The 18976-nt window shown below is 48.6% G+C and carries 23 protein-coding genes and 1 tRNA gene; 21 read left to right on the top strand and 3 right to left on the bottom strand.

Features of this window, described 5'->3' with window-relative positions; all coding sequences use genetic code 11:
• The 13 genes from hisD (at position 1) to tatC (ending at position 8812) form a co-directional block, all read left to right on the top strand.
• Complete coding sequence (gene hisD, locus KDM89_RS17560; protein WP_212689225.1) at positions 1-1329, top strand: histidinol dehydrogenase; 1329 nt, start codon at positions 1-3, stop codon at positions 1327-1329.
• Entirely contained in the window at positions 1329-2114 is a 786-nt protein-coding gene (locus KDM89_RS17555) for a DNA-methyltransferase (RefSeq protein WP_212689253.1), read from the top strand. Before hisD ends, KDM89_RS17555 begins: the two co-directional genes overlap by 1 nt.
• Before the next feature lie 54 nt (positions 2115-2168).
• Positions 2169-3242 carry a histidinol-phosphate transaminase gene (gene hisC / locus KDM89_RS17550; RefSeq protein WP_329604690.1) on the top strand — a complete coding sequence of 358 codons (1074 nt, stop codon included), beginning with the start codon at positions 2169-2171 and terminating at the stop codon, positions 3240-3242.
• A gap of 2 nt (positions 3243-3244) precedes the next feature.
• Positions 3245-3847 carry an imidazoleglycerol-phosphate dehydratase HisB gene (gene hisB / locus KDM89_RS17545; protein ID WP_212689224.1) on the top strand — a complete coding sequence of 201 codons (603 nt, stop codon included), beginning with the start codon at positions 3245-3247 and terminating at the stop codon, positions 3845-3847.
• A gap of 14 nt (positions 3848-3861) precedes the next feature.
• Positions 3862-4500, top strand: a complete 639-nt coding sequence (hisH, locus tag KDM89_RS17540) for an imidazole glycerol phosphate synthase subunit HisH (RefSeq protein WP_212689223.1) — start codon at positions 3862-3864, stop codon at positions 4498-4500.
• Positions 4501-4563: 63 nt separating this feature from the next.
• Positions 4564-5355 carry a 1-(5-phosphoribosyl)-5-[(5-phosphoribosylamino)methylideneamino]imidazole-4-carboxamide isomerase gene (gene hisA / locus KDM89_RS17535; protein WP_212689222.1) on the top strand — a complete coding sequence of 264 codons (792 nt, stop codon included), beginning with the start codon at positions 4564-4566 and terminating at the stop codon, positions 5353-5355.
• Complete coding sequence (gene hisF, locus KDM89_RS17530) at positions 5355-6119, top strand: imidazole glycerol phosphate synthase subunit HisF (RefSeq protein ID WP_212689221.1); 765 nt, start codon at positions 5355-5357, stop codon at positions 6117-6119. The genes hisA and hisF overlap by 1 nt, the downstream gene beginning before the upstream one ends.
• Positions 6116-6517, top strand: a complete 402-nt coding sequence (hisI, locus tag KDM89_RS17525; protein ID WP_212689220.1) for a phosphoribosyl-AMP cyclohydrolase — start codon at positions 6116-6118, stop codon at positions 6515-6517. Before hisF ends, hisI begins: the two co-directional genes overlap by 4 nt.
• A complete protein-coding gene (locus KDM89_RS17520; protein ID WP_212689219.1) occupies positions 6514-6864 on the top strand; it encodes a phosphoribosyl-ATP diphosphatase in 351 nt (116 codons plus the stop codon). Before hisI ends, KDM89_RS17520 begins: the two co-directional genes overlap by 4 nt.
• 29 nt (positions 6865-6893) lie before the next feature.
• The gene (locus KDM89_RS17515) at positions 6894-7256 is read left to right on the top strand and encodes a histidine triad nucleotide-binding protein (RefSeq protein WP_212689218.1); all 363 of its coding nucleotides are present in this window, start codon (positions 6894-6896) and stop codon (positions 7254-7256) included.
• 44 nt (positions 7257-7300) lie between these two features.
• Positions 7301-7498 carry a Sec-independent protein translocase subunit TatA gene (gene tatA / locus KDM89_RS17510; protein ID WP_212689217.1) on the top strand — a complete coding sequence of 66 codons (198 nt, stop codon included), beginning with the start codon at positions 7301-7303 and terminating at the stop codon, positions 7496-7498.
• A 33-nt stretch (positions 7499-7531) separates the two neighbouring features.
• The gene (tatB, locus tag KDM89_RS17505; RefSeq protein ID WP_212689216.1) at positions 7532-8035 is read left to right on the top strand and encodes a Sec-independent protein translocase protein TatB; all 504 of its coding nucleotides are present in this window, start codon (positions 7532-7534) and stop codon (positions 8033-8035) included.
• A 9-nt stretch (positions 8036-8044) separates the two neighbouring features.
• Positions 8045-8812: a twin-arginine translocase subunit TatC gene (tatC, locus tag KDM89_RS17500; RefSeq protein ID WP_212689215.1), complete on the top strand. Its 768-nt coding sequence runs from the start codon at positions 8045-8047 to the stop codon at positions 8810-8812.
• A gap of 20 nt (positions 8813-8832) precedes the next feature.
• Here the strand turns inward: tatC and KDM89_RS17495 are convergent, their stop codons facing one another.
• Together KDM89_RS17495 and KDM89_RS17490 are read right to left on the bottom strand one after the other, a co-directional pair.
• Positions 8833-9525 carry a DUF2461 domain-containing protein gene (locus tag KDM89_RS17495; protein WP_212689214.1) on the bottom strand — a complete coding sequence of 231 codons (693 nt, stop codon included), beginning with the start codon at positions 9523-9525 and terminating at the stop codon, positions 8833-8835.
• 2 nt (positions 9526-9527) lie between these two features.
• A complete protein-coding gene (locus KDM89_RS17490; RefSeq protein WP_212689213.1) occupies positions 9528-10688 on the bottom strand; it encodes a Do family serine endopeptidase in 1161 nt (386 codons plus the stop codon).
• Positions 10689-10711: 23 nt separating this feature from the next.
• Between KDM89_RS17490 and KDM89_RS17485 the strand changes: the two genes are divergently transcribed.
• The gene (locus KDM89_RS17485) at positions 10712-11464 is read left to right on the top strand and encodes a Nif3-like dinuclear metal center hexameric protein (protein WP_212689251.1); all 753 of its coding nucleotides are present in this window, start codon (positions 10712-10714) and stop codon (positions 11462-11464) included.
• Between the two features lie 53 nt (positions 11465-11517).
• On the opposite strand, the gene mscL is transcribed toward KDM89_RS17485, so the two are convergent.
• Entirely contained in the window at positions 11518-11940 is a 423-nt protein-coding gene (gene mscL / locus KDM89_RS17480; RefSeq protein WP_329604689.1) for a large conductance mechanosensitive channel protein MscL, read from the bottom strand.
• A 306-nt stretch (positions 11941-12246) separates the two neighbouring features.
• Here mscL and petA point away from each other — a divergent pair, with 306 nt between their 5' ends.
• The 7 genes from petA (at position 12247) to KDM89_RS17445 (ending at position 18936) form a co-directional block, all read left to right on the top strand.
• Positions 12247-12861 (top strand): ubiquinol-cytochrome c reductase iron-sulfur subunit, encoded by a 615-nt coding sequence (gene petA / locus KDM89_RS17475; protein WP_212689212.1) that lies wholly within the window; start codon positions 12247-12249, stop codon positions 12859-12861.
• Positions 12861-14276, top strand: a complete 1416-nt coding sequence (locus KDM89_RS17470) for a cytochrome b (protein ID WP_212689249.1) — start codon at positions 12861-12863, stop codon at positions 14274-14276. The genes petA and KDM89_RS17470 overlap by 1 nt, the downstream gene beginning before the upstream one ends.
• 25 nt (positions 14277-14301) lie before the next feature.
• Positions 14302-15066 carry a cytochrome c1 gene (locus tag KDM89_RS17465; RefSeq protein ID WP_212689211.1) on the top strand — a complete coding sequence of 255 codons (765 nt, stop codon included), beginning with the start codon at positions 14302-14304 and terminating at the stop codon, positions 15064-15066.
• 146 nt (positions 15067-15212) lie between these two features.
• The gene (locus tag KDM89_RS17460; protein ID WP_189358644.1) at positions 15213-15824 is read left to right on the top strand and encodes a glutathione S-transferase N-terminal domain-containing protein; all 612 of its coding nucleotides are present in this window, start codon (positions 15213-15215) and stop codon (positions 15822-15824) included.
• A 110-nt stretch (positions 15825-15934) separates the two neighbouring features.
• Positions 15935-16411: a ClpXP protease specificity-enhancing factor gene (locus KDM89_RS17455; RefSeq protein ID WP_212689210.1), complete on the top strand. Its 477-nt coding sequence runs from the start codon at positions 15935-15937 to the stop codon at positions 16409-16411.
• A gap of 54 nt (positions 16412-16465) precedes the next feature.
• Positions 16466-16541 (top strand) — tRNA-Thr (locus KDM89_RS17450).
• A 205-nt stretch (positions 16542-16746) separates the two neighbouring features.
• A complete protein-coding gene (locus tag KDM89_RS17445) occupies positions 16747-18936 on the top strand; it encodes a S9 family peptidase (protein WP_212689209.1) in 2190 nt (729 codons plus the stop codon).
• Positions 18937-18976 lie beyond the last annotated feature (40 nt).

The raw sequence follows: 18976 nt of genomic DNA, 5'->3' as shown, positions 1-18976 counted from the left end.
ATGGCTTCACTGATTACACGACTGAATTCTGGCGAACCGGATTTTCTGCAGCGCCTGCATGCTTTACTCGCATTTGAAGCGACGGAAGACGAAGCGATTGAGCGCGCTGCAGCACAAATTCTGGCCAGTGTGAGAACGCAGGGTGACGCGGCCGTACTGGAGGCTACGAATCGCTTTGATCGTATGCAGGCTGACAGCGTAGCAAGTCTGGAACTGGCTCAGTCTGAAATGCAGGCTGCACTCGACAGTCTGGCTCCTGAGCGCAGGGCTGCACTGGAAAGTGCTGCAGCAAGAGTGCGTGCGTATCATGAGCGCCAGAAAGCAGAGTGTGGCTCAGATGGCTTTATGTACACTGAAGCAGATGGAACACGTCTCGGTCAGAAGGTGACTCCGCTGGATCGTGTTGGTATTTATGTGCCGGGAGGAAAGGCAGCATATCCTTCTTCCGTCCTGATGAATGCGATTCCGGCAAAGGTCGCCGGCGTCAAAGAAATTATTATGGTGGTGCCGACACCTGACGGGGTTAAAAATCCGCTGGTGCTGGCTGCAGCAGCGATTGCCGGAGTGGATCGCGTATTTACGATTGGTGGTGCGCAGGCAGTAGGTGCTCTTGCCTACGGGACTGATACCATTCCGCAAGTCGACAAGATCGTCGGCCCAGGTAATGCCTATGTAGCGGCAGCAAAGCGCCGCGTTTTTGGCACTGTTGGTATTGATATGATCGCAGGGCCATCCGAAATTCTTGTGATTTGTGACGGTACGACGCCACCGGACTGGGTCGCAATGGATTTATTTTCTCAGGCGGAGCATGACGAGCTGGCACAGTCCATTCTGCTTTGCCCTGACAATGAGTATCTGGACGCTGTTTTGCAGAGTATCGCGCGTCTTTTACCGCAGATGCCAAGGCAGGACGTGATTCGGACATCGCTTGCAAACCGTGGTGCCCTGATTAAGGTACGTGACATGGATGAAGCATGTGAGATTGCGAACCGGATTGCGCCGGAGCATCTGGAAATTTCTGCGGAGAACCCTGATGTCTGGGCAGATAAAATCCGTCATGCCGGTGCCATGTTCCTTGGACGTTTCACCTCTGAGTCGCTCGGCGATTATTGCGCTGGTCCGAATCACGTTTTGCCTACATCTCGTACGGCACGTTTTTCGTCACCGCTCGGTGTTTACGATTTCCAGAAGCGCTCATCCGTAATTTACGTATCAGAGCAGGGTGCACAGAAGCTGGGTAAAGTCGCCGCAGAACTTGCTTATGGTGAAGGTTTGCAGGCGCATGCACGCAGTGCTGAAATGCGCCTGAAGGATGGCGGAGAAGCATGATGCCATCCTGGCGTAACCGGATTTATTGTGAAGATGCACTGACCGGAATGCAGAACATTCCTGATGCCAGCATCGACCTGATCCTTGCCGACCCTCCTTATGGGTTGGGCAAGGATTACGGCAATGATTCCGATAAGCTGGAGGCTGATGCCTATCTGGAATGGATGACAGCGTGGATTGATCTTGTGCTGCCTAAGCTGAAGCGAAATGGCAGTCTGTATATTTTTCTGACCTGGAGATATTCGCCGGAGATTTTTGTCATGCTGAAAAAGCGCATGCAAATGGTGAATGAAATTATCTGGGATCGGCGGGTGCCGTCAATGGGCGGCTCTGTGCGGCGTTACTCATCAGTGCACGATACGATAGGTTTTTTTGTCAATGCAAAAGACTATTACTTCGATCTGGATGCAATTCGTATTCCGTATGATGAGGCAACAAAAAAAGCCAGAACCAGAAAAATATTCGAGGGTGCGAAATGGCTGGAGCTGGGATTTAATCCAAAAGATGTATGGAGTATTTCACGTTTGCATCGTGAACATGCTGAACGTGAAGATCACCCGACACAAAAGCCATTGGAAATTATTGAACGTATGATCAAAGCGTCCTGCCCACCAGGCGGTGTCGTTCTTGATCCATTTATGGGCAGCGGCACTACCGCAGTTGCTGCCCGCCGCTGTGGACGTGATTTTGCCGGATTTGAACTGAATCCGGATTATTGCGCCATGATAGAGCAGCGCCTGGCCGCATTGCCGGAAGTGACGCTGTGCGAAGCGATACAGGCATGACTACAGGAAGCGCGGTAATCAGCCTGTCCCTGTTAACGATACCCGGAGTGTATTGTGAGTTCCTCACCTGTGACGGCTGTGATCCGTCCTGAAGTACGGGCCTTATCGGCCTATCATGTCCCGGATGCTGAAGGCTTTCTGAAGCTGGATGCAATGGAAAATCCATTTTCTCTTCCGGCTGAATTGCAGCATGCGTTGTCAGAGCATCTGGCAGCGGTTACGATGAATCGTTATCCTGCTCCGGCTTATACAGAGCTCAAGCAGCATATCAGAGCGCAGTTTAAAGTACCTGATGACTGGCCTGTTGTACTGGGTAACGGTTCTGACGAGCTGATTTCTATGCTTGCCGTGGCTTGTGCAAAGCCCGGCGCTAAAATCCTGGCACCTGTACCGGGGTTTGTTATGTATGCGATGTCTGCCAAGCTGGCAGGAATGGAATTCGTCGGCGTTCCGCTGACCAGTGAGTTCCAGCTGGACGCTGCTGCAATGATTGAAGCAATTCGTGTACATCAGCCAGCGATTGTTTATCTTGCGTACCCGAATAACCCGACTGGTGCTTTGTTTGATGACAACGTCATGCATGACATTATTTCAGCCTGCACGACAAGTATTGTTGTCGTAGACGAAGCCTATCAGCCATTTGCGCAGAAAACCTGGATGGAGCGGGTATCGCAATATCCTCAGCTGGTGGTCATGCGCACAGTTTCCAAGCTGGGACTGGCAGGGATTCGTCTTGGATACATGACAGGTTCACCTGAATTGATGGCTGAATTTGAGAAAGTGCGCCCTCCGTACAATATCAATGTACTGACCGAGGCAGCAGCATGCTTTGTTCTTCAGCATTCCGATGTTCTGGAACAGCAAGCGGCTGAGTTACGGAAACAACGAAGTCTTCTCGCCACTGCGCTTGCGCAAATTCCCGGTGTTCAGGTTTATCCGTCTGCTGCCAATTTTCTGCTGATTCGTGTTGCTGACGCTGAACAGGTTTTCAGTAAATTATTACAGCACCGGATCCTTGTAAAAAATGTGGGTAAAATGCACTCACTGCTTGAGAACTGCTTGCGTATTACAGTCAGCTCTCATGAAGACAATACCCGTTTTCTGGCTGCGTTTGCAGCATCTATTTGATCATGACTACTTCAGAAAACCGCATTGCGGCGGTCACCCGCAATACCAGTGAAACGCAAATCCGCGTTGCAATTAATCTCGATGGTACAGGCCAGCAAAAGCTGAATACAGGTGTTCCGTTTCTGGATCATATGCTGGATCAGATCGCACGTCATGGTTTGATTGACCTTGAAATCGAAGCGAAGGGCGATACTCACATTGATGATCATCATACGGTGGAGGATGTTGGTATCACGCTGGGACAAGCATTTGCTCAGGCAGTGGGCGACAAAAAAGGTATTCGCCGTTATGGTCACGCGTATGTGCCTCTGGATGAGGCTTTATCCAGGGTCGTGATTGATTTTTCCGGTCGTCCGGGACTCAGCTATCACATCCCATTCACCAGAGCTGCAATCGGAAGCTTTGATGTTGACTTGTTCCGCGAGTTTTTTCAGGGATTTGTTAATCACGCTCAGGTCACTCTGCACATTGATAATTTGCGTGGCGATAATTCACATCATCAGGCAGAAACAGTGTTTAAGGCGTTTGGACGTGCATTGCGTATGGCAACTGAGCTGGACCCACGCTCTGCCGGCGTGATTCCTTCGACTAAAGGTTGTCTGTAACAGGATAAGTGATCATGCAAAAAATCGTTGTAGTTGACTATGGCATGGGAAACCTGCGCTCTGTAGCGCAGGCGCTGAGAGCCGTTGCACCAGAGGCTGAAGTGCTGATTTCCGGGGACCCTGAGCAGATACGTGCGGCTGAACGCATTGTTTTGCCCGGGCAAGGTGCAATGCCCGATTGCATGCGTAGTTTGCAGGAGTCCGGCGTGCAGGAGGCAGTACTGGAGGCCAGCCGTAGTAAGCCGATGTTTGGCGTTTGTGTCGGCGAGCAAATGTTGTTCGATGTCAGTGAAGAAGGCAATACACCCGGACTTGGATTATTGCCTGGGCGTGTGGTGCGGTTCGCACTTGACGGATTGAAGCAACCTGACGGTTCCCGCTACAAGGTTCCGCAAATGGGTTGGAACCGGGTGCGCCAGACGCAGAAGCATGCGATGTGGACTGGCATTGAGCAGGATGCATATTTTTATTTTGTGCATAGTTTTTATGCATGTCCGGATGATTCTGCTGACACGAGTGCTGTCACAGAATTTGGCGTAACATTTACTTGCGCTGTCGCTCGGGACAATTTGTTCGCAACACAGTTTCATCCGGAGAAGAGTGCGTCTGCCGGGTTGCAACTGTATAAGAATTTTGTACACTGGAAGCCCTGACGGCTTCTTTTTTAAGCTCACAACCTGATTTTTTTTCAGATTCTCTGACGTCTCTTTTACATTATGCTGCTCATCCCTGCTATCGACCTGAAAGATGGTCACTGCGTCCGCCTGAAACAAGGCGATATGGAACAAGCTACCGTATTTTCCGAAGACCCGGCCGACATGGCGCGCCACTGGTTGCGTCAGGGGGCTCGCAGATTACATCTTGTCGATCTGAATGGTGCATTTGCCGGAAAGCCAAAAAATGAAAGTGCTGTAAAAGCGATTTTGCAGGCGGTGCGCGAGTTCGCTGAAGAAACGGGCACTGATGAAATTCCAGTGCAGTTAGGCGGCGGCATCCGCGACCTCGACACTATAGAGCGTTACCTCGATGATGGAATTTCATACATCATCATTGGTACTGCTGCAGTGAAAAACCCGGGTTTCCTCGCTGATGCTTGCAGCGCATTTCCGGGCCAGATTATTGTTGGTATTGATGCCAAAGACGGTAAGGTTGCGACCGATGGCTGGAGTAAATTATCCGGTCATGAAGTCATTGATCTGGCACGTAAATTTGAAGATTACGGTGTTGAGTCGATTATTTATACAGACATTGGCCGTGATGGCATGATGGGTGGTGTGAATATCGAAGCAACTGTAAAACTGGCGCAGGCTGTGAATATTCCAGTGATCGCATCCGGTGGCGTGCATACAATCAAAGATGTAGAAGCATTGTGTGAGGTGCAGGATGATGGTATTGAGGGTGTCATCTGTGGACGATCCATATATGAAGGTACCCTGAATCTGCAGGAAGCACAAAATCGTGCTGATGAACTCAGTGGTGAGTTCGATGATATGGAAGCGATTGACTGATGACGCTTGCAAAACGGATTATTCCCTGCCTGGATGTGACTGCAGGACGTGTTGTCAAAGGAGTCAATTTTCAGGAGTTACGTGATGCTGGCGACCCGGTAGAAATTGCTCGTCGCTATGACCAGCAAGGTGCTGATGAGATTACCTTTCTGGATATTACCGCTTCTTCTGACGGACGTGACCTGATCTTGCCAATCATCGAGGCTGTTGCTTCACAGGTTTTTATCCCACTCACCGTTGGCGGTGGAGTGCGCGCTGTTGAAGATGTGCGTCGTCTGTTGAACGCTGGTGCTGACAAAGTCGGAATGAACACATCCGCAGTGACGAATCCGCGTTTAGTTGCTGATGCGGCACATAAATACGGTTCACAATGCATTGTTGTTGCTATTGATGCTAAACAGGTTAAGCCCGGTAAATGGGAGGTTTACACTCATGGTGGTCGCAACGCGACTGGTCTGGATGCCGTTGAATGGGCGCAACACATGGCTGAGCTCGGTGCCGGGGAGATTTTGCTGACTAGCATGGATAAAGATGGTACGCGATCCGGATTTGATCTGGCTTTGACGCGTGCCGTGTCCGATGCTGTTCCAATTCCGGTGATCGCATCCGGTGGTGTCGGTGGCTTGCAGGATCTTGCGGATGGTATTCGCAAGGGTGGTGCTGATGCAGTTCTGGCAGCCAGCATTTTTCATTATGGACAGCATACTGTCGGCGAGGCCAAGCAATTTATGGCCGATCAGGGGATTCCTGTGAGGTTAATATGAGTGCTGCGAAATGGCTTAACAAAGTACGCTGGGATGAGAATGGTTTAGTGCCTGTTATTGCTCAGGAACTTGGAACCAACGATATTCTGATGTTTGCATGGATGAACCGCGAAGCGCTCACGAAAACAGTAGATTGTGGTGAGGCCGTCTACTGGAGCCGGTCACGTAAGAAATTGTGGCATAAAGGTGAGGAGTCAGGTCATATTCAGAAAGTTCACGAAATCCGTCTGGACTGTGACGAGGACGTTATCCTCATCAAAGTTACGCAAGCTGGTTCAGTTGCCTGCCATACAGGCCGTCATTCCTGTTTTTTTCAAAAACTCGAAGGCAAAGTTCAGGATGCTGATTGGGTAGCAGTTGAGCCTGTTTTGAAAGACCCTGAGGCAATTTATAAATGACAGACGACCAAATAATTCTTGAGCGCCTTAGCGATTTGATTGAATCCCGTAAACCTCAGAATGGTGGTGACCCTGCAACTTCCTATGTTGCAAAGCTGTTTGCAAAGGGTGATGATGCCATTTTAAAGAAAGTTGGTGAAGAGGCAACGGAGGTTGTACTTGCCGCAAAAGATGCGCGCGTTAGTGGTGACGCCGCTGATCTGATTTACGAGTGTGCCGATTTGTGGTTTCATTCGCTTGTCATGTTGGCGAACTATAATGTTCGTCCACAGCAGGTACTGGATGAACTGGCTCGGCGTGAGGGGCTATCAGGTCTGGTCGAAAAAGCATCACGTAGCGATAACTGATAAATTCCACTACTGAATCTGGAAATAAATTGGATAACTGTATTTTTTGCAAAATTGCAGCGGGACAAATTCCGGCAACTATCGTACATGAAGATGAAGACCTCATCGCTTTTAATGATATTCATCCCGCCGCACCTGTTCATATGCTGATCATTCCGCGTAAGCATTTTGATACTTTATCCGCAGTTGGTGCAGAGCATGGCGAACTTCTGGGCAGAATGCTTGCACTTGCATCGAGGCTGGCGGAGAAAGCAGGATGTGCGCCCGTCTTGCAACCTGATGGAAAATTGACGGGTGGGTACAAAACGTTGGTTAATACCGGTCCGGATGGTGGACAGGAAGTGTATCATCTGCATATGCACGTCATTGGTGGCCCAAAACCCTGGCGTTGATTAACTGAAATTATTAGGGGAATCTGATTCCCCGGGAGTTTGAAATGGGTTCTTTTAGTATCTGGCACTGGCTTATCGTGCTGGTTGTTGTGGTCTTGGTATTTGGCACTAAAAAACTGGCTAATGTCGGATCTGATCTTGGTAAGGCAGTTAAAGGTTTTAAAGATGGTGTGAACGGAGCTGATAGTTCTGCTCCGCAACAGGTGCAAAATCAGACTGTTGAAAACAAAGAGAAAAGCTGATCGTGATTGTTCGCTTTTTGACCGGGATAAGAAATGATTGATCTCGGTATTAGTAAGCTTGCACTCATCGGTGTAGTTGCACTGGTAGTGATTGGGCCTGAGAAACTGCCGAAGGTTGCTCGTATGGCTGGAACTCTGTTCGGCAGAGCACAGCGTTACATCAATGATGTCAAAGCGGAAGTCAGCAGAGAAATTGAGCTTGAGTCTTTGCGTAAGATGCAGGATGAGGTCCAGCAAGCTGCACAGAATGTAAATCAGTCAATCAATCAGGGTTGGCAGGATGTGTCGAATGATGTGGGATCCGTATTCTCGGATGCGCCATCTGTCAATACGCCTGCGCCGTCCACGGAATTCGTTGCAGACCAGACGTCCTTTATTCGCAAGCGGGAAACGTTTCGCCGTAAAAAACTGACACGCACATCAGCGTTACCGCAATGGTATAAAAACCGTCAGCAAACCCGGCAGCACGTAATCTCAGGCTCCGCAAGGATGGCAAAATTTCGCGCGAACGGACGGCGTCCTGTCAGCTTTTTCTGAGAATAATTCATGAATGATAGTAACGGCGGGGCAGCTGAAGAGAGCTTCATTTCCCATTTGATTGAACTGCGGGATCGAATTGTAAAAGCTGTATACGGGCTTGGACTGGTTTGCCTGATTCTGATGGTTTGGCCGGGGCCCGCAACAATTTATGATTTTCTAGCGCAGCCTATGCTGGAGTCATTGCCCGCCGGTTCGCAAATGATTGCAACGGGTGTTATTTCCCCGTTCCTTGTTCCGATGAAGGTGACTTTGCTGGCAGCCTTTGTTATTGCTCTGCCCTGGGTGCTGTATCAGGTCTGGGCATTTATTGCTCCCGGCCTTTACGCGCATGAGAAACGTTTGATTGCCCCGTTGGTGATCTCATCGACACTTCTTTTCGTTGCGGGCGTCGCTTTTTGCTATTTCCTGGTTTTTGGACGGGTTTTTCATTTCATCAATGAGTTTGCTCCGCAGTCAATTCATGTTGCTCCTGATATCGAAAACTATCTGGATTTCATCATGTCTATGTGTCTCGCGTTCGGTGTGACGTTTGAGGTACCAGTCGTTGTTGTAGTCCTGGTGCGAATGGGAATTGTTCCTCTGGATAAACTCAAGGCAATCCGCCCGTACGTGATTGTTGGTGCATTTGTTGTCGCTGCAGTCGTTACTCCGCCGGACGTCGTAAGTCAGTTTTCGCTGGCTTTACCGATGTGGGTATTATATGAACTCGGATTGTTGGTTGCACCGATGTTTGCCCGGGTAACAAAAGTACCTGAGTCAGAAGAATCTGTATAGTCTAGCGGGAGCGATTGTTCCTAAGTGAACTTGCATGTGCGTTGGTGTGAGCTCCTAAGCCATTGAATTAACGGTTGTGCACATCGGAACGCAGTCAGAAGTCGGTCAACCACTTCAGGTGCAGTCATGCCCACATATTGTATTTCATTAACAGCAATAAAATTTTTGTACTTTAGCCATTCGCCCATGCTGTGATCTGCTGGATAAGTTCTCGGCACTTTCACTAATTGTCCTTCAGAAAGCATTTCAGGAAAATGTGAGCGAAACTCTGCTTTATTGATTGCCATCAGAAAACCATCTCCATCAGATATCAACTGATCCCGTATTTGCTTAAGGCGGTGTGTTGGTGGCATATATTCTCCAACGGCAAAGAGCAAAATTCCTTGTGCATTAAACTGAAAATAATAAGCTGGTCCGCCACCTTCCGATGGTTTTTTCCGCCCGTCCGGTACAACAGAGGCAGAAAAAGTAGTTTTATAGGGGGATTTATCGTGACTAAATCGAATGTCGCGGTTAATCCTGAATATCGCTTTTGCCGGGTTTGTATTTGCGATAGCCGGGTCAATATGCTTTAACCAGTCAATCAGTGCTGACGTAAGTTCGAGAAACTCTTTACGTAAAATGTCATACCTCGGCTTATTCATTGCCATCCAGGCACGCTGATTATTTTCGCTGAGTTCCGATAGAAAGGCTCGCAGGTCAGGCAAGTGCATGTTTAGTCATCTTTTTTAAATTGTGGGCGCTTGCCGATTACGACATGCAACAGTATTTCGTTGTTGTTGCGCAGAATCTTAATCTTAGCGTTGCTGCCAGGCTTTAATTGCGAAACCAGATTCAGCATATCATTTGTACTGCGAACGGGTTTCCCCTCTACATCGATCAGAATGTCGATAGGTTTGATGCCCGCGCGGAAGGCAGGACCATCGCGCACAACGCCAGCGATAATCGCACCTGAAGCCATTTTCAAACCCAGACTGTCCGCAAGCTCTGGAGTGATTTCCTGTAATTCGACACCTATCCATCCACGCACGACCTGACCCTGGCTGATGATGGACTCCATTACCTGGCGTGCACTGGCAATCGGTATAGCGAATCCAATTCCAACTGAGCCGCCATTTTGCGAGTAAATGGCAGTATTGATACCGAGCAAGTTGCCGTTAACATCAATCAGAGCACCACCAGAGTTGCCGGGATTAACTGCTGCGTCTGTCTGAATAAAACTCTGAAACCCGTTGTCTCCCAGATTCGTTCGGCCCACCGCGGAAACAATTCCCATCGTTACCGTCTGACCAACACCGTAGGGATTTCCAATGGCTAGGACAACATCTCCAACCTGTGCCTGATCTGAATTCCCGAGTGTCGCTACTGGCAAATTTCCCAGGTCAATTTTAATGACGGCAAGGTCTGTTTCCGGATCGGTTCCTATGATTTTTGCACTAGCTTTGCGTCCGTCGGTAAGGGCGACTTCGATTTCATCTGCTGATTCAACGACGTGATTGTTTGTCAGAATATATCCGGAGGTACTGACAATCACGCCAGATCCCAAACTGGACTGTCGCTCTTCACGCTGAGGTTGTTCTCCGAAGAAGCGCTTAAGAAAAGGATCGTTCATCCACGGATTATGTTGCCGCTTCACCTCTTTGGATGTGTATATGTTTACGACAGAGGGCATGGCTTTACCTGCTGCGTCCCGGTAGGAGGCTGTGCCTGGTGAATTACTCGAGGGGGCGCTGCGAATCCCGTTCAAACCCTGTTGGATGGATGGGAAGCTATTTCCGCTATGATGCAGCCATTCAGGTTTGAGTGTCGCTACAATAAACCAGAGTGCAAGGGCAACAGTAACTGTTTGTGCAAACAATAACCAAAGTCGTTTCATCAGAATATATGAAAGAAAAAGAAATTCACCGCAATGAGCTCATCCGCTTTCTTGATAACGAGCTGCAGGTAAGCCGATTTCGCGATTATTGCCCAAATGGACTGCAGGTGGAAGGGAAACCGGTCATTCGCCGTGTAATAACGGGAGTAACTGCCTGCCAGGCGTTGATTGATGCCGCCATTGCGCGAAAAGCAGATACAGTTCTTGTGCATCATGGATATTTCTGGCGTGGTGAAGACATGCGTATCACTGGGCAAAAGTATAAGCGTATTTCCGCACTGATTCAGCATCAGATAAACTTATTTGCTTACCATTTACCTTTGGATGCACATCCGGAAATCGGAAATAACTCCCAACTCGGGAAATTACTTGGCTTGAAGCCAGACGGAAATTTCGGTGATGAAAATCTTGGATGGACGGGTAGCTGGGACCCCGAAAAAATTCCGGATACGGGGGCGGTTGTAAAACTCCTGCGGGAAAAATTACACCGAGAGCCCTTGGTAATTGGTGACCTTACAAGGTCACCGGGTAAAGTCGCGTGGTGTACCGGGGCAGCACACAATTATCTGGAGCAAGCTATTCAGGCTGGGGTTGATACTTATATCAGTGGTGAAATTTCTGAACCGATTGTTCATATCGCTAGGGAGTCAGGCGTAACCTATATAGCAGCAGGTCATCATGCAACCGAGCGATACGGTGTTATGGCGCTGGGTAATCTTTTGCAGGAAAAATTTGGACTGGAGTGTGAGTTTATAGATGTTGATAATCCGGTTTGATGACCTGCAATACAAAAAGGCTGCTGATGTGAAGCGTCAGCAGCCTTTTTTCGTTATTTCTTCAATGAGTCACGAATTTCACGAAGCAAAACAATATCTTCCGGCGTGACTGCCGGTGCAGGCTCTGCTTGCGGTTCTTCTTTTTTCATTTTATTGAAAAGGCGAACCATTTGGAAAATGACAAAAGCCATAATCAGAAAATTAAGACTGATGGTAACAAAGTTACCGTATGCAATGACGCCTCCCAGTTTTTTTGCCTCGGTCAAGGCCAGTGTTGTGCTTTGCCCGTTCAGTGGAATGTAGTAGTTACTGAAATCTAATCCGCCACCTAAAATGCGGGTTAGCAATGGCATAACTATGTCACCGACCAGAGACTCTACAATTTTATTAAATGCGGCACCGATAATTACACCGACCGCAAGATCAATTACGTTCCCTTTGCTGACGAAAGTTTTGAATTCCTGCAACATACTCATAATAAAAAGCTCCCTGTTTGATTGGTTTTATGTCAGTATATTTTTTGACTACAGTATTCTAATAGTAGATTTTTAAAGCGGTGTTCTGATCTTTGTCAAAGAACGTTTCCGGGTTTCTGAATAACCACAAAAATCATTGCTTTGCTTCGAAAAATATCAAAAAAACGTGAAAAAGATCTGAAAATCGCTTAACTTCATTTTTTGCAGATCTTTTGCTTTGAAAGCATATTTCGGTACTTTATAATCCAGCGTTACTTGAAGTTAGCTTAGGCTTTATCGGGTTTGATATTACAGATTGGGGTTGGTATGAGTGACGAGAAACAGGTCGATTCTGGCCGTCGTGGATTGCTCGTCGCCACTTGCGCAGCAGGTGGCGTAGCGGGTTTGGCAACGGCAGGGGCATTTGTGAGTACATTCCAGCCATCAGAGCGCGCAAAAGCGGCGGGTGCTCCGGTGGAGGTGGATATTTCCACACTGAAGTCCGGCGAAATGACAACGGTGGAGTGGCGTGGTAAACCAGTCTGGATTCTGAAAAGGACTCCGGAGATGATGGCAAGTCTGCCTAAAACAGATGACAAAGTTGCTGACCCCTTGTCCGCAAAACCATACACAATGGATTTGCCAGAATATTGTGAAAAACAATCACGTTCCCGTAAAGAACACCCAGAAATTCTGATCACAGTCGGTATCTGCTCTCATCTCGGCTGCTCTCCGAGTTCTAAATTCCAGGCTGGTGCTCAGCCTTCTTTGCCTGATGATTGGCAAGGTGGATTTTTGTGTCCTTGCCATGGCTCGACATTTGACCTGGCTGGTCGTGTTTTTAAAAACAAACCGGCTCCGCAAAATCTGGATGTGCCAAGACATATGTTCCTGTCTGACACCAAAATCCTGATCGGTAAAGATGAAAAAGGCGAGGCGTAATCATGGCATTTGTTGAGAAAAAACTTCCGGACGATGCATCCGCAGCCGCGAAAGCACTGAACTGGGTAGATTCCCGCTTTCCACTGACACAATTGTGGAATGATCAGTGGGGTAAATACTACGCACCGAAGAATTTCAATTTCTGGTATATCTTCGGCTCGCTGGCAATGCTGGTGCTGATGATACAAATCGTGACAGGCATTTTCCTAGTGATGCACTACAAGCCAGATGCGAGCCTTGCATTCTTTTCCGTCGAAACAACCATCATGCGCGATGTGCCGTGGGGCTGGTTAGTCCGCTACATGCATTCCACAGGTGCTTCTGCATTCTTCATCGTTGTGTATCTGCATATGGCTCGTGCACTGATGTACGGTTCATACCGCAAGCCACGTGAACTGATCTGGTTGTTTGGCTTTGCGATTTTCCTGTGCCTGATGGCGGAGGCGTTCTTCGGTTACCTGCTGCCTTGGGGTCAGATGTCTTACTGGGGTGCACAGGTTATTGTTAATCTGTTTGGCGCAATTCCGTTTATCGGCCCTGACCTGTCTTTATGGATCCGTGGTGATTACGTTGTGTCTGATGCAACGTTGAACCGCTTCTTCTCTTTCCATGTGATTGCAATTCCACTGGTTTTACTCGGGTTGGTCGCTGCTCACTTGATTGCGTTGCACGAAGTTGGTTCTAATAATCCGGACGGTGTTGAAATTAAAGATAACATCGGCGAAGACGGCCACCCTGTCGATGGTATTCCTTCGCACCCGTACTACTCGACAAAAGACATTTTCGGCGCAACAGTATTCTTAACGCTGTTCAGTGCTGTGGTTTTCTTTGCTCCGGAAATGGGGGGGTTCTTCCTTGAGTACAACAACTTCATTCCAGCTGACTCTCTGAAAACGCCACCGCACATTGCGCCAACCTGGTACTTCACGCCTTTCTACTCGATTTTGCGTGCCACAACATCGGAATTCCTGTTTGTTGTTCAGGGTGGACTCGCCGCGTATGTTGCATTTATCTTTGTGAAGTCTAGTCTTGCAAAAACAATTAAGACAGCGATAGCTGGTATTGCACTGGTGGCTATTGCCGGCATGATGCCTGGTGCGCTTGATGCAAAATTCTGGGGTGTTGTATTGTTCGGTGGTTCAGTCGTTATTCTGGCTTTCCTGCCATGGCTTGATCACTCTCCTGCCAAGTCAATTCGCTATCGTCCGAGCTGGCACAAACTGGTGTACATCGTTTTCGCAATTGCATTCGTGATTTTGGGTTACCTCGGTGTGCAAGCACCGTCTCCCACTGGTGAGCGTATTTCTCAGGTGTGTGCAGTGATTTATTACGGCTTCTTCCTCTTGATGCCATGGTGGAGTACAGCCGGTACATTTAAGCCCGTACCAAAACGCGTGACTTTTACACCGCACTGAGTCTGAACGAGCGAGGAATAATTGTATGAAATTACTGAAGAAAATACTGGCAGTTGCGGCGATTGTACCGGCAATTGCAATGGCGAGCGGCGGCACCCATCCATTGGATAAAGCGCCTGATCGTTCAACGGATCTGGCAGCATTGCAAAATGGTGCAAAGCTTTTCGTAAACTACTGCCTTAATTGCCATTCCGCTCAAGCGATGCGCTATAACCGGTTGCGCGAGATCGGCCTGACAGAAGATCAGATCAAAACCAATTTGTTGTTCACTGGTGAAAAAGTCGGTGACCTGATGAAGAACACCATGTCTGCGAAAGACGCAAAAGCCTGGTTTGGCGCTGTTCCTCCGGATTTGTCGGTGATTGCACGTTCCAAAGCTTCTGATGCAGGTTCTGGAGCAGACTGGCTTTACACGTATCTGCGCACTTACTACAAAGATGATTCCCGTCCGACTGGTTGGAATAATCTGGTTTTCCCGAACGTAGGTATGCCTCACGTATTATGGGAATTGCAAGGTGTGCGTGAAGCGAAATTTAAGGAAGTCAAAGATCCGCATGACACATCCAAGGTATTGCATCAGTTTGATCGCTTCGAAACGGTTTCTCCGGGTAAGCTGAATGCTGAAGAATATGACAAAGCAGTTGGTGATTTAGTGTCATATTTGCAATGGATGGGTGAGCCAGCGCAAAATACCCGCAAACGTTTAGGTGTTGTGGTCTTGATTTTTATGGCGGTTTTAGCGACACTTGCCTGGCGTTTGAATGCCTCTTACTGGAAAGAGGTCAAATAAGTGCAATAATTGCCGGAATCTGAGTCCGTCGGTTCCGGCGTCTGCTATCGTCAGCCCGCTTTTTATACGTAGTAAGCGGGTGATTTATCACCAAGGGTGAGGCGCTTTCGTGTCTCGCCCTGATCGTTTTTGAAGGAACTGCTACGATGATGGTTCTCTACTCGGGTACAACCTGCCCATTCTCCCAGCGCTGCCGACTGGTATTGTTTGAAAAAGGCATGGATTTCGAAATCCGTGATGTGGATCTGTTTAATAAACCGGAAGATATCTCGACCATGAATCCGTATGGTCAGGTGCCGATTCTGGTTGAGCGTGATCTGGTTTTGTACGAATCGAATATCATCAATGAATACATTGATGAGCGTTTTCCGCATCCGCAACTGATGCCTGCGGATCCGCTGCAGCGTGCACGTGCGCGTCTGATGCTGTTCAATTTCGAAAAAGAATTGTTTATCCACGTACATACGCTGGAAAACGATAAAGGCCCGAACGCTGTGAAGGCACAAGAGAAAGCGCGTCTGGAAATTCGTGACCGGCTGACTCAGCTCGCACCATTGTTTGTGAAAAATAAATATATGCTGGGCGACGAGTTTTCTATGCTGGACGTTGCCGTAGCACCTTTGCTGTGGCGTCTGGATCATTACGGTATCGAATTGTCCAAAACCGCTGCGCCGATCATGAAGTACGCAGAGCGTATTTTCTCGCGTCCGGCTTACATTGAGGCACTGACACCATCTGAGAAAGTCATGCGTCGCTGATTTGTTCTGAGCGTATCGTACAAGGCTGACCCCTGAACCGGTCAGCCTTGTTGTTTTTGTGCGGTACAGCTATGCTGCACCCTTGAACTGGAATTTTTTAGGCCGATAACATGCAGGAAACTTCTACCAAGCCCTATTTCATGCGGGCGATTTATGAATGGTGTACTGATAACGGATACACGCCGTATCTGGCAGTGAAAGTCACTGCTGGTGTCAGAGTACCGATGGAATTTGTGCGGAATGGGGAAATTGTCCTGAACATCAGTTTCGGGGCGACCAGCAGCCTGAAGATGGATAATGATCAGGTCAGTTTTAAGGCACGTTTCGGTGGTATTTCACGTGACATCTGCATTCCGGTCGGAAATGTCATTGCGATTTACGCTAGTGAAAATGGTCAGGGTATGGCGTTTGAGGTTAGTCTGAACGAAAATGCTGAGCAGACGGATACTGCTGTATCTGATGCTGTTGAGCCGCCAGCTGTCCTCGGTCTGGTTCCGGAGCAAGGCGCTGAGGCTGAAGATAAATCTGCCGCAGAAGAAATTTCACAAAAAAAACCGGAAAGGCCTTCCCTTAAGATCGTGAAGTAGCTATAATGTGGGTCTTCAGCGATACTGAAATTCAGAAAACGCTGTAAAGTTTACGCCGGCTTAGCTCATTTGGTAGAGCAGTTGACTTGTAATCATCAGGTGGCCAGTTCGATTCCGGCAGCCGGCACCAATAAAAACCCGTTGTTAGCAATAACAACGGGTTTTTTCTTTTTCGCGTTCTATTCACGCATCTCCTGGATTGTTTCGAACGGGACACAAAGTCTGCTGTTGCCACAGGAACCAAATTCTAAGCATCTGTGTCTGAACTGCCGAAGCGCAGAATTTACAGAATGCGCTCACACTTCCAACGATCAGAAAAATACGGAAAGAGAGACATGAATTCCTTATTAAAACATTGTGCAGCCGGCATGCTGATTACCATGCCTTTATTTGCCGGAGCAGCGGACGATGGTCGTCTGACCCTCGAAATGCTGTATCACCCAGAGCAGAAAATTGATACCAAGCTCAAGCCATTATCGCGCCTGAGCTGGGATGCGCAGAATCGTCTGATTGAATCCGCTATGAAGGATGGTGCGCTCCAGCAATCGGTGGTGGATTTGCAAAGCTGGCAAAAGACGGCGCTCGGAAAAGAAAATCCGGTGACGGCTATACTGCGCAAGGCAGGTATCGAGGAGAAGCAAGTCAGCGCGATTGCCGATAAGCTGGGCGCTGAGATTCGTCCGGGTGTTGATGCGTATTTATTTACATATAAAAATGATCTTTGGTTACTGGATCTGAAAGCCGGCATTTCCCGTGAGCTGACCCACACACCGGATCAGGCTGAAGATGAAGCGATTCTTTCTCCGGATGCGAAATCGGTTGCCTATTTGAAAGGCAATGATATTTATCTGACGGATATTGCAACTGCTAAGGAAACCCGTCTTACCCATGATGGCAGCGAGACCAACTTTAACGGACGCCTGGACTGGGTTTATATGGAGGAGGTCTATGGTCGCGGTAAGCTGCGCGCATTCTGGTGGGCACCGGACTCCAGTAAACTGGCATTCCTGAATTTTGATGAAAGCAAAGTGCCGGTGTATACGCTGGCGGGTGAGCATGCGCAACCAGTGCGCACTGAACGCACACGCTATCCTAAAGCCGGTGATCCGAATCCGGTGGTCAGACTGGGTATTCTGGATAAAAACGGAAAGCTGAGCTGGACAGAAAATCCGTATCCTGATCAGGAAACGCTGATCGTGCAGGTGGGCTGGACGCCGGACGGCAAATTATTGTCATCCTGGCAGAATCGCGTGCAAACCTGGCTTGATTTGCGTATGTACGACGCAGATCTGAAGAAAAGCAAAGTCATGGTCCGGGAAACGTCTCCAGCCTGGACTGAGCGTCTGCCTTTCCCTGTTTTCCTGAAAGATGGTGGTTTCCTTTGGGAATCCGACCGGACAGGTCACAGACATATCTATCGCTATCGTTCTGATTATCAACTGATCGGATCGGTGACAAAAGGTGACTGGGACGTGCGCGAACTGCACGGAGTAAATGAAAAGGCCGGTGAGATTTATTTCACTGCCAATGAGAGAAACCCGATTGGTAATGATTTATTTTCAGTGTCTTTGAACGATGGTGCTATGCGTCGTCTGACGCAGGAAAAAGGATCGCACCAGATTCGCTGGAGCAGCGACTTTAGTCACTACATTGATAGCTGGAGTAGTCTGCAGCATCCACCTAAGCAAGGCGTTTTCAATGCGCAAGGGCAGTTGTTGAAACTGACGGATGAAACGCCGGTACCAGAGGCTGTTCAGTCGCTGAAGCTGGCAAAAGTCAGCCAGCAGCAGGTTAAAGCCCGTGACGGCTTCCTGCTGGAAAGTCTGTTATACCTGCCGCCAGATTTTGATCCTAAGCGTAAATATCCTGTGTATCAGCATTTGTACGCCGGACCGATGGCTCCACAAGTGAACGATCGCTGGAGCAATGATTTGTACCCGCATTTCCTTGCGCAGCAGGGGTACATTGTCTGGGTGCTGGATAACCGCAGCGCCAGTAATAAGGGTGCGTCCAGTGCCTGGGGTATCCACCGTAATCTTGGTAGTACCGAGCTGCAGGACCAGCTTGATGGCCTGGAGTGGCTGCGTACGAAAGGGTGGGCAGATATGGACAGAATCGCTCTGAACGGCTGGAGTTATGGCGGCTATTTTACATCCTACGCGATGACCCACAGCAAAGCATGGAAAATCGGCTTTGTCGGCGCTCCGGTGACTGACTGGCATCTGTATGACAGCATTTATACCGAACGCTATATGGGTCTGCCTTCGGAAAATAAAGAAGGGTATGAACGCAGCAGCGTGATTAAGGCAGCCTCTGCACTGAGCGGAAAAATCATGATTATGCACGGCACCATGGATGACAACGTCCATCCGCAAAATATGGTGATGCTGATCGACGCGCTGATTAAAAATGACAAAGAGTACAGTTTGCAACTGTATCCCGGTATGGGGCACGGACCGCGCGGTGCCTGGGAAATCTGGTCGCTGCAGAAAGCAAAATGGAAATTTTTGAAGGAAAATCTTTAAGCGATCTACCTGTACTGGCAATATGGCAGTTTAGTGAGGG

Source organism: Cognatundibacterium luofuense (assembly GCF_018139685.1).
Lineage (GTDB): Bacteria > Pseudomonadota > Gammaproteobacteria > Burkholderiales > Burkholderiaceae_D > Undibacterium > Undibacterium luofuense.
The sequence above is the reverse complement of the archived record's forward strand: the minus strand, read 5'-3'. Positions and strand labels throughout refer to the sequence as shown.